Here is an 11,886-nt window from a genome sequence, read left to right as displayed (position 1 = left end):
GATCAGCCGGCTTGGCGCTGTTGGTGGGTGGCCTCGATGTCGAGTTCACCACTGGCAGTCACGATCACCCCGTAGTCGAGCCGGGCTCCCTCACGAGACACCAGGCCATTCTTTATGTCATCGAGTACCTCCTCCACGGGGCGGGTGAAGGGGTCACCAAAGCCGCCGCCACCAGGATTGATATTGATCACCCGCTCACCGGGGGAGACATCCAGCATGGCGTTATGGTCATAGGCGGTCTCACTGCCGTCGCCATGGCGATGGATCAATCGACCCAGCTTGGGCTCGATCAGGGTGTTCCGGGCGCCTGCGGCACCGGCAGTGGGATACTGCCGCCCCTCGCCGAAGGCAACGGTCGTCATGACGTGATCCAGGGGCTCGATCTCCAACCAGGTGCCGGAGCCACCGCGTCGCTCGCCGGCACCGCCGCTGTCGGTCATCAGGCCATAGCGGTGGATCAGGATCGGATAGGAGTACTCGAGTAGCTCGATATCCCCCGACATCAGGGCACCAAAGCAGCACAGCGGCCCGCGGGAGTGCCAGCCATCCATGCCCCGGGTCGCCCCCGCGCCAGAGATGATCGAGGCCAGCACCATGGTGACGTACTGGTCATCACCACGCCGCGGGTCCTTGCCGGCAATATTGATACCGCTGGCGTGCCCCCAGGAGGCACTGACCCGATCCGGGGCGGCCTGCTCAAAGGCCAGGCGCACCGCGTCGGTCAGGGTCTCCATGGGCGTGGTGGTGCAGTTGGCATGGGGGGCCGGCTCGGTGGCATTGCACAGGGTGCCCGGCGGCCCCATATCGACACTGACACAGCGGTAAAGCCCCTCGTTGTAGGGAGGCGGCAACTGGGCAAACATCATCAGCCCCAGCAGCACCCCGGACATGGAGTTGCCCTCGTAGGAGTTGATGAAATAGGGCACCTGGGGCGGGCTATCGATGTGAATCGCTACCTCATCATTGCGCACCGATACACGGGCGGTGATCTCGAGATCACCGAGACCATGGCCGGAATCTTCCAATCGGGCCTTGCCAAGGTAATCACCATCCGGCACTTGGCGAATCAGGCTGCGCATCTGGCGATCCGCCATGGCCTTGAGTTCGGCAATGGCTGCCTTGACAGTATCCACCCCATAGCGCTCCAGAAGCGCCAGCAAGTGACGCTCCCCCACGCGACAGGCGCCGTACTGAGCGTTCAGGTCACCTTCCTGACTTTCGCGTGCCCGCATATTGGTCAGCAGCAGGTTGATCACGTCCTCGCGCCGCTTTCCCTTCTCCCATAACTTGACCGGAGGGATGCGCAGCCCCTCCGCATAGATCTCCTTGGCATCCGGGTTGTAACCCGCCGGCACAGGGCCACCAATATCGGTGAGGTGGCCCTTACATACCGTCCAGAACACCAGCTCGCCTCGAAAGAAGACCGGCTTATACATGCAGCAGTCGATGATATGACTGCCCTTATAGGCCGGATCATTGTGGTAGATAACATCACCCTCGGCGATGTCCTCACCGTAGAAGCCCGCCACGGCCTTCATAGCAGGAATCAGGGAGCCTAGATGAATCGGAATGTCCTGCCCCTGAAGTATCATTTCAGGCAAGTGATCGAAGAGAGCATTAGAGTAGTCGTGAGCCAGGTTGAAAACACTGGAGCGGCCTGTCTTCTCAAGAGTCAGGGTCATCTCTCGCTGGGCGGTCTCCAGCGCCCCCCTGACCACGGCTAGCGTGATGGGATCAATGGTCGACATATGGGACTCCGATATTGTCGTTGTGAGCCTTGCGATATCACGACGCACGTCGATGATACCGATGGCCGAGGCCATACCCCTTACACTACGGATCGGCGGAAACCGGAGATTGCCACCTGGCGAGCCGTGAATTGTCACTCAGTGCACTCTCGACCATCCAAGTTGGAGTACACTGAGCGACAATCCAAAAAATCCATCGACGGCTAAGGTGGTTCTGAGTGACACGCTGAGAGGAGAGCCATGTCACGCCTCGACTTGCCGCCCTTGGGCGGCTTTTTTCGGCACAAAAAATACTGCCGAAGTCCAGGACTCCGGCAGCAGCGTATCAACCGACAATCACTCCTTGAGCAGACTCGCCATGTACCAGGCCGGATTAGCCCGGCGCAGTCCCAGTTCATAGAGTAGGTAAGAGCAGAAAAAGGTCACCGGGGCTGAGAAGCCAACCAAGGTAGGCAACTGCATCAACACAATGCCCACCAGGATCGCTCCCCCCCAGGCCAGAAGACCACAAGGGTTGAAAGCCGGAATATGAGCATTATCCAGCTCCACATGGCCCTGAAAGCGGCTCTGATAGGTGGGCGATAGAATATGCGCCAGGGCCACACCCACCCAGGCCACCACGAACACCCCCTGATAGGCCAGCGCCTGAAGCAGATAAGTAAAGACATCTGCCATCATCAACCCATAGGCCATGGCACCAATCAGGCAACCGGCGAACACCTTACCCAGTCGCCGACCTGTCACCTTGCGAACCAGGGATTCGAAGTTGACCGTGGCCAGATAAAAGTTGGCGGTATTGATCCGGCTCTGCGTTACCCATACCAGTAGTAGGCCACCCACCCCCATCAACTCCAGCAGCCCCAGCACGATAGAGGCTTCGGATAATCCGCCGATGGGAATCATGGAGTCGAGCAGGATACCCACTACCCCGCTGAACAGGAACGCCATTAAATAGAACGGCACACCGAAGGTGATTCGTGAATGAAATTTCACATCCTTAGGGCGCCCAAAACGCGCATAGTCAAAGGTAAACATCATCAATACCCAGACACCCATATAGTAGGCAAAGGTATGCAACCACCCAAAGGTAGGGGCTCCACCATCCGGCACACGCGCCAGCCAATTATCGGGATACCCGAACTCGCTTATCGCCATCCCCACGGCGATCAACATTCCCACGACATAGACTGGTAGCAACACCCCATTAAACTTGTCCAGCCAATGCTGCACGCTACCAAAAATCAGCGACACCCCCAGCACCACCACAATAGCGGTAGCCATTGCCATAGAGAGATAGCCACTCCATTCGGCCAATACCAGGGCCATGACATAACCTTCGAAGACCGCGTAGTAGAGGGCAGTGGCAAAAAATATCAAGGTGGCCACCATGGCTCCGAAGCGACCAAACAGCACCTTGGAGAAGAGCGCCACGGTCAACCCGGTACGCATGGCATAGCGGCTGATCACCGCATTGATGGCACCATAGGCCAACACCGTTAACACAATTCCGATCAAGGCATTAGCAGTGCCGTAGTGGCGCGCCATGGCCGCAGCGACTACCAGATAGAAGATAGCACTGCAGACCGCCCACCAAGCCATCATCAAGTTGCCACGGGGCATGCGCCCAGACTCCGGCACAGGCCCCTCGGCATAGTCGAGGTCGCTCACTTTCTCTCGCTGGGTCATTTGGGTTACCTTTTTGTGCTTGTTATCCAGACCGGCCACCCAGGCCGGCAACGAAGGGTGTAGCGCTGCTTGCGTTCAATACAGCGCCTGGTTTTCACCCTACTCAGCGGAGGAGAGCTCGGCTTGCCGGCTAGAGCCTCATGAATTGGCATTCAGGGCACCATGTCGTCGGAGAATTTTCTTATCGAACCCGAGACGCCGCGGCTGCGGCTGCGCCAGTGGCGGGAGAGCGACCTGGCGCCCTTCGCCGCCCTGAATGCCGACCCGCAGGTGATGGCGCACTTCCCGGCGCCGCTGAGCCGAGCCGAGAGCGATGCCCTGGCCGAACGCATTCGTGGGCTGATCGCCGAGCGAGGCTGGGGCTTCTGGGCGGTGGAGATAAAACAGAGCGAGAGCCTACAGGCGTCCTTACCGGCGTCCTTTATCGGCTTCGTGGGGCTGCATATTCCCCGGGACGACCTGCCCTTCGCGCCCTGCGTGGAGATCGGCTGGCGCCTGGCGCGGCCCCATTGGGGACACGGTTATGCCCGGGAGGCGGCCGAGGCCGCCCTGGCGGTGGCCTTCGACTCGCTGGGGCTCGACGAGGTGGTCTCCTTCACCCCCCTCGACAATCACCGCTCCCAAGCGCTGATGGCGCGGCTCGGCATGCGTCGCGCCGAGACCTTCGAGCACCCCGCCCTGCCCCGGGGCCACCCGCTGCGCCCCCATTGCCTCTATCGGCTGAGCGCCGCCGACTGGCGTGGCGCGCGCCGCTGATCGACCGACGCCAAGAATCGACGAGGCCCTCCATGGAGGACCTCTTGGGGAAGCGTGAGGTTGGAATAATGGGCGAGACAGGCGCCTGGCGAAACGGCCGTGTCAGGCCGCTTGGCGAGGCGCCCGCCCCTTGCGGGAGTAGCTGCCCTTGCCCTTCTTGGGAGTCTCGCGGCGCTGCTTGAACAGCGGGGTGCGTAGCGTCGCCTTGAGGGCATTATCGCGAATCTTGCCGGTCTTCTTCATCGAGGCACTCCTTGGATGACACGGGAGACGAACACCGCCTCCCGGCGCCTTGGGACTCTCCCCGTGCCCGGGGGTTCCCTCACTCCTTCGCCGTCCCAGCCTCGGCCCCGGCCTCGGCCCCGGCCACCCGGCGCTGCCGCTGCGCCGCCATCCGCACCACGCTGCCCACGACGATCAGGCAGGGCGAGGGCAGCGGCTCGGCCGCCAGCTTGGCGGGCATCTCGCTCAGGGTACCGATCAGCGCCCGCTGCTCGGGCAGGCTGGCATTGGCCACCAGCATGATCGGCCAGTCGTCGGGCAGGCCGGCGCCGCGCAGCCCGGCGCAGATCGCCTCGACCTTGGCCAGGCCCATATAGAACACCAGGGTCTCGTCGCGACGGGCCAGCGCCGCCCAGTCCGGCTCGCCATCCACCCGGCACAGCTGGGCGGTGACCAGGCGCAGCTGCTGGGCATGGGCCCGGTCGGTGAGCGGAATGCCCATGCCGGCGCAGGCCGCCGAGGCGGCGGTGATACCGGGCACGATCTCGCTGGGCACCCCCGCCGCATCGAGGGCGGCGAGCTCCTCGCCCATGCGCCCGAAGACCCCGGGGTCGCCGCCCTTGAGGCGCACCACCGACTTGCCCTGGCTCGCCAGCTCCACCAGCAGCTCGCCGATCTCCGCCTGGGGCACGCTATGCTGGCCCCGGGCCTTGCCCACGTAGTAACGCTCCCGGTGGGCCGGAATCAGCGCCAGCACCTCATCCCCCACCAGGCGGTCATAGACCACCGCATCGGCCTCGCCCAGCAATCGGGCGGCCCTGAGGGTCAACAGCTCCGCCGCGCCGCTGCCGGCCCCCACCAGGTAGACGCTGCCGGGGCGGCAGTCGCCGCCCAGGGCCGTGCCCTTCCGCTGGTCCACGCCATCGGTTCGCCAGGCGGTCGTGTCGGCGATGCGCCGGGCCAGGCCGCGAAGCGGTGCCAGCAGGGCATCCCATGCCAGTCGGGCCTTGCTGTTCGGGGTCAGGGTTCGCATGGGGTGCTCTCCTCTTCGGCACGCGTCTCGCGGTGCGCTTCGATCAGGGACTTGAGTTCGGGGATGCAACTGCCGCACTGGGTGCCGCAGGCCAGGCGGGCACCCAGCGCCTCGACGCTGGCCTCGCCGCCGCGGATCGCCGCGACGATGGCCTTCTGGCCCACCTGATGGCAGCTGCACACCACCGGGCCGCTGTCGGCGGCGCCGTCGTCGCAGCCGGCCAGCAGGCGGCGCCGGCGCTCGGCCGACAGGGCCTCGCCCCGGGCGGCCTCGGCGAGGCGTTCATCGAGCCAGGCCAGCCCCGGCGACTCCGCCGGGGGGCCCACCATCAGCCACCAGCGCAGGCGACCGTCCTCGATGCCGGCGGCACGCAATCGCCCGCCGGCGGGATCGTCGAGCCACAGCGTCGGAGCCACCGGCAGGTGGCCCGCGAGCCAGGCCAGCCAGTCGCGATCGGCCTGCTCAGGCCTGCCGGCCAGTTGCCAGCGCTGGCCATGGGCCAGGGGGATTCGCGCCCAGTAGGCGGCCTCCGTACACCAGTCGGGCGTGACAGGGAGGCCATCGGCCACCAGCAGGGTCGCCTCCCAGGCGATGGGCAGCGGCGTCAGCGCCACGGCGCCATGCTTGGACTCGGGCTGGCCGGAGAGCGGGTCGAGGTGGGCCTCCAGCAGGCTGCCCATGCGCGCGCTCCCGCTGAAGCGGTCGCTCCAGTGCATGGGCACGAACACCTCGCCCCGGCGCTGCCCCCTGGTGAGCCGCACCCGGCCGAGGTAGTCGCCGCCGGCACCACGCAGCCGGGCCAGTTGCTGGTCGCCGACGCCCAGCGCCAGGGCATCCTCGGGGGTGATCTCGATAAAGGGCTCGGCGCGGTGATTCATCAGCCGCGGCGCCCGGGCGGTGCGGGTCATGGTGTGCCACTGGTCACGGATACGCCCGGTGTTGAGGCGCAGCGGCCGCGCCTCGGAGAGCGCCTGCTGCGGAGCCCGCGGGCGCACCGCAATCAGCCGGGCCAGGCCATCCGGGGTGGCGAAGCGGCCGTCCTCGAAGAGCCGCGCGGTGCCCCGGGGCGCGGCGGCGTTGACCGGCCACTGGATGGGTGCCAGGGCGTCATAGGCGGCGCGATCGAGCCCCGCCAGGCCGGAGATATCGAACAGCCGCTCGCCCGGGGTTCCGGGCAGGTTCTCGACGCCGGAGAGCCGGGCATGCTCGTCGAAGATCTCACACGGATGCGCGTAGTCGAAGGCCTCGCCATAGCCCAGCCGCCGGGCCACCTGGGTGATGATCCACCAGTCGTGCTTCGCCTCCCCCGGCGGCGGCAGCAGGCCGCGCTGACGGGAGATGCGCCGCTCGGAGTTGGTCACGGTGCCGTTCTTCTCCGACCAGCTCGAGGCCGGCAGCACGATATCCGCATAGGCCAGCAGGTCGGTGTCGGCCATGCACTCGGAGACGATCACCAGCGGGCACGTCTCCAGCGCCGCCCGTACCCGGTCGGCCCGGGGCAGGCTGACCGCCGGGTTGGTGGCCATGATCCATAGCGCCCGGACCTCGCCCCGCTCGATCGCCTCGAAGAGTTCCACCGCCTTGTGCCCGGGCCCCTCCGGCAGGCTCGGGGTCAGCGACTCGGTGGCCCAGAAGCGGGTCACCCGCTCGATCGCGCCCGGGGTGTGGTAGTCCATATGGGCGGCCAGCTGGTTGGCCAGGCCGCCCACCTCGCGGCCGCCCATGGCGTTGGGCTGGCCGGTGATCGAGAAGGGCCCGGCCCCGGGCAGGCCGAGCTTGCCGCCGGCCAGGTGGCAATTGATGATGGCGTTGCACTTGTCGGTGCCGCTGGAGGACTGGTTGATGCCCTGGGAGTAGAGGGTCACCACGTGCAACTGGCTGGCGAACCAGTAGTAGAAGGTCTCCAGGCGCTCCGGGTCGAGATCGCAGTCGGCGGCCACGGCGGCCACCGAGGCATCTTCCTCCCGGGCCGCGGCCAGCGCCTCCTCGAGGCCCTGGGTGTGCCGCTCCAGGTAGACCCGGTCGAGCCGGCCCTTGTCGGCCATCCAGGCCAGCAGCCCATTGAACAGCCGGGCGTCGCTGCCGGGCCTGAGGCCCAGGTAGAGGTCGGCGATCTCGCAGCTGTCGGTGACCCGGGGATCGATCACCACCACCCGCATCAACGGGTTGCGGGTCTTGGCCACCTTGAGCCGCTGATAGAGCACCGGGTGGTTCCAGGCCAGGTTGGAGCCCACCAGCACCACCAGCTCGGCCTCCTCCAGGTCCTCATAGCTGCAGGGCACGGCGTCGGCACCCAGGCTGCGCTTGTAGGCGGCCACCGCCGAGGCCATGCACAGCCGCGAGTTGGTATCCAGGTGCGGGGTACCGAGGAAGCCCTTGAAGAGCTTGTTGGCCACGTAATAGTCCTCGGTGAGCAGTTGGCCGGAAAGGTAGGCCGCCACCGCGCCGTCGCCGTGCTCGCTTCGGGTCGCCGCCAGGCGCTCGGCCACGGCGGACAGCGCCGTCTCCCAGTCCACCTCGACGCCGTCGACCCGGGGCCGGGTCAGTCGGCCCCGGTGACCGAGGGTCTCGTGGAGGGCCGAGCCCTTGACGCAGAGGCGGCCATAGTTGGCCGGGTGCTCGCTGTCGCCGCTGACGCCGACGATCCGCTCGTCCTCCAGCTCCGCCAGTACGCCGCAGCCGACGCCACAATAGGGGCAGGTGGTTCGCGCCTGATGCATAGGGTTGCCTCTTGAAACGACGATGGCGCCCTCCCTCGGCCGCTAGGCCGTGAGCAGGACGCCATCGTCGTGTTCGCTGAACTGCTGATATCGACAGGACCGCCATTGGTCCCGGGTTACTTCCTGGTAAGCAAGGCGTATGCCATATGCCCGGAAAACATATCTAACCATTTGACTAGCCTGAGTATCTTGGCGAACGACCAGGCCCCCGGGTTACCCCGACCGCGCCCCCACGCACCATCACAAGGCGCCTCGAGACGCGACTGCACCCTATCGACGCAATCCCGGCCACCCCATGGCGGTGCAGGCCTTCGCCAGGCAGCAAACAAGTCGGCCCACTTCCAGGGCTATCGCCATCGGAATGACGAGGGGCGCTGGGGGCAGGATGGAGCGGGTGTTTTTTGCCAGGGATGGCAAAAGTAGCGCCCAGGGAGGGGTTTACAGCGCCCCGCGACGACCTGCCCCCAGGGTAGCCCCGGGCCTCCTACAGAGTGCACGCGACTGCGATAGCCCTGGGTGCCCTGATCCGATCCCCGGCGAGCTGGAACGCTTATTGCAGGGCTATAAGACCTGATCTTCCCGCGAGTCCCGTTATGTCCCCACCCACGTCCCTGAAGATATTGCTGGTCGACGACGAAGTGGTGCGCGCCGCCATGGTCGAGGAGGCTCTGACCCACGAGGGGCACCAGGTGATCTGCCGCCTGACCAGCCCCGCCAGCCTCAACGAGATGGTGGTCCGCCATGCCCCCGATGTGGTGATCATCGACATGGAGTCCCCGGACCGGGACACCCTGGACAGCATGGCACTGCTCAATCGCGAGAACCCCCGCCCGGTGGTCTTCTTCGCCGATCAACACGACCCGGACACCCTGCAGGCCGCCCTCAAGGTCGGGGTCAGCGCCTACGTGGTGGACGGCCTGGTGCCCGGCCGGGTCAAGCCGATCATCGAGGTGGCCATCGCCCGCTTCGATGCCTTCCAGTCGCTGCGCCGCGAGCTGGACAAGACCCGCAGCCAGCTCAGCGAACGCAAGCGCATCGAGCGCGCCAAGGGGCTGCTGATGAAGCATCAGAACACCGACGAGGAGCAGGCCTACCGCATGCTGCGCAAGCTGGCCATGGATCGCGGCCAGCGCATCGCCCAGGTGGCCGACAACGTCATCGATATCCTCGAACGCCTGGAGAACGGCCTATGACCCGCCTACCGGATGCCGAACGTCCCGACCTGACCCTGGGCTTCGTGCCGCTGCTGGATTCGGCCCTGCTGGTGATCGCCCGGGAGGCCGGCTTCTTCGCCGACCAGGGCCTGGACGTGACCCTGGCCCGCCAGAACACCTGGTCGACCCTGCGCGACAGGGTGGCCGCCGGCCTGCTGGACGGCGCCCAGATGCTCGCCCCGATGCCGCTGGCCATGAGCCTGGGGCTGGGCCGGGCCCCCTGCGAGACCCTGGCCCCGGTGACCCTGTCCCGCAACGGCAATGCCCTGGTGCTCGCCGAACGCCTCGCCGAGGCCAGCCACGCCCACCTGGCGGTGGACCCGGCCCGCGGCGCCCGGGCCCTGGCCGCGGTTCTGCCGACGCTGCCCCGCCCGCCGCGGCTGGCCATGGTCTACCCCTACTCCTGCCAGCACTATCAGCTGCGCCACTGGCTCGACCTGGGCGGCCTCGACCCGCAGCGCGACGTCGAGCTGGTGGTGCTGCCGCCGCCGCGCATGGTGGAGGCCATGGAAGCCGGGGAGATCGACGGCTACTGCGCCGGCGAGCCCTGGGGCAGCCTGGCCAAGCACCGGGGCGCGGGGCGCATCGTCGCCACCGGCGCCCAGCTCTGGCCGGAAGCCCCGGAGAAGGTGCTTGGGGTGACCCGCTCCTGGGCGCGCGACTATCCGGCCACCCTGGCGCGACTGATCGTCGCCCTGCAGCGGGCCAGCGACTGGCTGGCGGCGGACCCCGGCCACGCCCGCCGTGCCCTGGAGTGGCTGGCCCTGCCCCCCTACCTGGATCGCTCGGTGGCCCACCTGTCGCGGCTGGCCCTCAACGAGGCACCGATGCGTCAGCGCCTCGCCGGCAGCCTGCGCCCCGATCCCCAGGCCGCCGCCGGCGTCGCCGAGCACCTGGACCAGGCCCTACGCCGGGAGGGGCGGCGCCTGGGCCTGGCCGGCCTGCGGGCCTGCCATGACCCCGTGCATTATGACGCGGCCCTGCACCAGGCGGGTGCAGGCGCCGGCCATGCCACCCCCTGACGGAGATATTACAACCCTATGTAATCACAGAAAAAATCGACTTACCCCGGCATTCTGGCCGGGTTCTTGAAAGTCCTTGATCAGTACGGGGCATCAACGGCGATCGCCTCGACAGGATTCAGACAACGGCGTCTTCCCCTGGCCTACGGGCCAGAGGAAGGCGCCGTTTTTGGTTTTCGCCACGACAGGAGACGCTCCCCATGCCTCAACTCACCCCGGACGAGCCCCTGGTGATCATCGGCAACGGCATGGCCGGCCATCGGCTGGTGGAGGCCCTGCTCCAGCGGGCCGATCGGCCGACACGCATCATCGTGCTGGGCGAGGAGGCCGCCCCGGCCTACAACCGCATCCTGCTTTCCCCCTGGCTTGCCGGCGAGATGGCCCGCGACGCCCTGACCCTGCGCGACGCGGCCTGGTATGCCGACCAGGGCATCGAGCTGCTCCTCGGCGAGCGGGTCACCGATATCGACCGCCGGGCCCGGCGCCTGACCACCGACGCGGGACGCACCCTCGACTATGGCCGCCTGGTGCTGGCCACCGGCTCGCGGCCGGCCATGCCGGCGGTGCCCGGCATCGAGCTGGCGGGGGTCCACGGCTTCCGCGACCTCAACGACGCCGAGGCGCTGATGGCCGCCGCCGAGGCCGGCGCCGAGACCCTGGTGGTGGGGGGCGGCCTGCTGGGCCTGGAAGCCGCCGAGGGCATGCGCAAGCGCGGCGCCCGGGTCGGCGTGCTGCAGCGCGCCGGCCGGCTGATGAATCGCCAGCTCGACGCCACCGCCGCCGCCCTGCTGGAGGCAGCACTTCGCGGCCGCGGCCTCGCGATCCATACCGGCGCGCGCCTGGCACGACTGGAGGACGACGGCCGCGGCCGGGTGGCGGCGGCGCACCTGGAGGACGGGCGCCGGCTGCCCGCCGACTGCGTGGTGATCGCCGCCGGCATCGCCCCCAATACCCAACTGGGCGAGGCCGCCGGCCTGGCCATGGGCCGCGCCATCCGGGTCGACGACGGCCTCACCAGCTCCGACCCGCATATCCACGCCCTCGGCGAATGCTGCGAGTTCGCCGGCCACACCTACGGCCTGGTGGAGCCGATCTGGCGCCAGGTGGAGGTACTGGCCGCGCGCCTGTCCGGCGAGCCAACGCCAGGCTACCGGGAGGCCGAGACCGCCACCAAGCTCAAGGTCAGCGGCATCTCCCTCTACGCCTTCGGCCCCATTGATCCCGACGACGACCACGAGGTGCTGGTCTACCAGGACCCCGACCAGGGCGACTACCGCCGGCTGCTGCTGCGCGACGGCCGCCTGGAGGGCGCGGTGCTCTATGGCGATACCGCCATGGGCCCCTGGTACTTCGCCCAGGCCCAGACCGGCCGCGACCTCGGCGCCTGCCGCCCGGCCCTGCTGCTGGGCGCGGCCGATGCCGACGCCCTGCTCGACACCCCCTTATCCGCTTCAACGTCCCGCCCCGTGAAGGAGGCCGCCTAAG

General features: G+C 67.4%; 9 protein-coding genes. 4 read left to right on the top strand and 5 right to left on the bottom strand.

What is annotated here, in order from left to right:
- Positions 1-2: 2 nt before the first annotated feature.
- Together capB and NFU04_RS05175 are read right to left on the bottom strand one after the other, a co-directional pair.
- Positions 3-1,748 (bottom strand): caprolactamase subunit beta, encoded by a 1,746-nt coding sequence (capB, locus tag NFU04_RS05180; protein ID WP_251308435.1) that lies wholly within the window; start codon positions 1,746-1,748, stop codon positions 3-5.
- A 336-nt stretch (positions 1,749-2,084) separates the two neighbouring features.
- Positions 2,085-3,434 (bottom strand): purine-cytosine permease family protein, encoded by a 1,350-nt coding sequence (locus NFU04_RS05175; RefSeq protein ID WP_251308434.1) that lies wholly within the window; start codon positions 3,432-3,434, stop codon positions 2,085-2,087.
- A gap of 162 nt (positions 3,435-3,596) precedes the next feature.
- Here NFU04_RS05175 and NFU04_RS05170 point away from each other — a divergent pair, with 162 nt between their 5' ends.
- Positions 3,597-4,190 (top strand): GNAT family N-acetyltransferase, encoded by a 594-nt coding sequence (locus NFU04_RS05170; RefSeq protein WP_251308433.1) that lies wholly within the window; start codon positions 3,597-3,599, stop codon positions 4,188-4,190.
- Positions 4,191-4,292: 102 nt separating this feature from the next.
- Here NFU04_RS05170 and arfA read toward each other — a convergent pair whose 3' ends face one another.
- From arfA to NFU04_RS05155, 3 genes are all read right to left on the bottom strand, one after another.
- On the bottom strand, positions 4,293-4,433 hold the full coding sequence (arfA, locus tag NFU04_RS05165) for an alternative ribosome rescue factor ArfA (protein ID WP_251308432.1): 141 nt from the start codon (positions 4,431-4,433) through the stop codon (positions 4,293-4,295).
- A 79-nt stretch (positions 4,434-4,512) separates the two neighbouring features.
- Positions 4,513-5,445, bottom strand: a complete 933-nt coding sequence (gene cobA, locus NFU04_RS05160; RefSeq protein ID WP_251308431.1) for a uroporphyrinogen-III C-methyltransferase — start codon at positions 5,443-5,445, stop codon at positions 4,513-4,515.
- The gene (locus tag NFU04_RS05155) at positions 5,433-8,165 is read right to left on the bottom strand and encodes a nitrate reductase (protein ID WP_251308430.1); all 2,733 of its coding nucleotides are present in this window, start codon (positions 8,163-8,165) and stop codon (positions 5,433-5,435) included. Before NFU04_RS05155 ends, cobA begins: the two co-directional genes overlap by 13 nt.
- Before the next feature lie 593 nt (positions 8,166-8,758).
- On the opposite strand from NFU04_RS05155, the gene NFU04_RS05150 reads away from it, so the two are divergent.
- From NFU04_RS05150 to NFU04_RS05140, 3 genes are all read left to right on the top strand, one after another.
- Positions 8,759-9,358, top strand: a complete 600-nt coding sequence (locus NFU04_RS05150) for an ANTAR domain-containing response regulator (protein WP_251308429.1) — start codon at positions 8,759-8,761, stop codon at positions 9,356-9,358.
- Positions 9,355-10,401, top strand: coding sequence for a CmpA/NrtA family ABC transporter substrate-binding protein (locus tag NFU04_RS05145; protein ID WP_251308428.1), 1,047 nt, complete (start codon positions 9,355-9,357; stop codon positions 10,399-10,401). Before NFU04_RS05150 ends, NFU04_RS05145 begins: the two co-directional genes overlap by 4 nt.
- Before the next feature lie 200 nt (positions 10,402-10,601).
- Complete coding sequence (locus NFU04_RS05140; RefSeq protein WP_251308427.1) at positions 10,602-11,885, top strand: NAD(P)/FAD-dependent oxidoreductase; 1,284 nt, start codon at positions 10,602-10,604, stop codon at positions 11,883-11,885.
- Position 11,886 lies beyond the last annotated feature (1 nt).

It is taken from the genome of Halomonas sp. NCCP-2165 (assembly GCF_023708045.1).
GTDB classification, from domain to species: domain Bacteria; phylum Pseudomonadota; class Gammaproteobacteria; order Pseudomonadales; family Halomonadaceae; genus Bisbaumannia; species Bisbaumannia pacifica.
This window is presented reverse-complemented; position numbering and strand designations above follow the sequence as displayed.

Coding starts and splice junctions, on each gene's coding strand:
- NFU04_RS05170 (WP_251308433.1), top strand. CDS start 3,597: ATGTCGTCGGAGAATTTTCTTATCGAACCCGAGACGCCGCGGCTGCGG.
- NFU04_RS05155 (WP_251308430.1), bottom strand. CDS start 8,165: ATGCATCAGGCGCGAACCACCTGCCCCTATTGTGGCGTCGGCTGCGGC.
- arfA (WP_251308432.1), bottom strand. CDS start 4,433: ATGAAGAAGACCGGCAAGATTCGCGATAATGCCCTCAAGGCGACGCTA.
- cobA (WP_251308431.1), bottom strand. CDS start 5,445: ATGCGAACCCTGACCCCGAACAGCAAGGCCCGACTGGCATGGGATGCC.
- NFU04_RS05150 (WP_251308429.1), top strand. CDS start 8,759: ATGTCCCCACCCACGTCCCTGAAGATATTGCTGGTCGACGACGAAGTG.
- NFU04_RS05140 (WP_251308427.1), top strand. CDS start 10,602: ATGCCTCAACTCACCCCGGACGAGCCCCTGGTGATCATCGGCAACGGC.
- NFU04_RS05175 (WP_251308434.1), bottom strand. CDS start 3,434: ATGACCCAGCGAGAGAAAGTGAGCGACCTCGACTATGCCGAGGGGCCT.
- capB (WP_251308435.1), bottom strand. CDS start 1,748: ATGTCGACCATTGATCCCATCACGCTAGCCGTGGTCAGGGGGGCGCTG.
- NFU04_RS05145 (WP_251308428.1), top strand. CDS start 9,355: ATGACCCGCCTACCGGATGCCGAACGTCCCGACCTGACCCTGGGCTTC.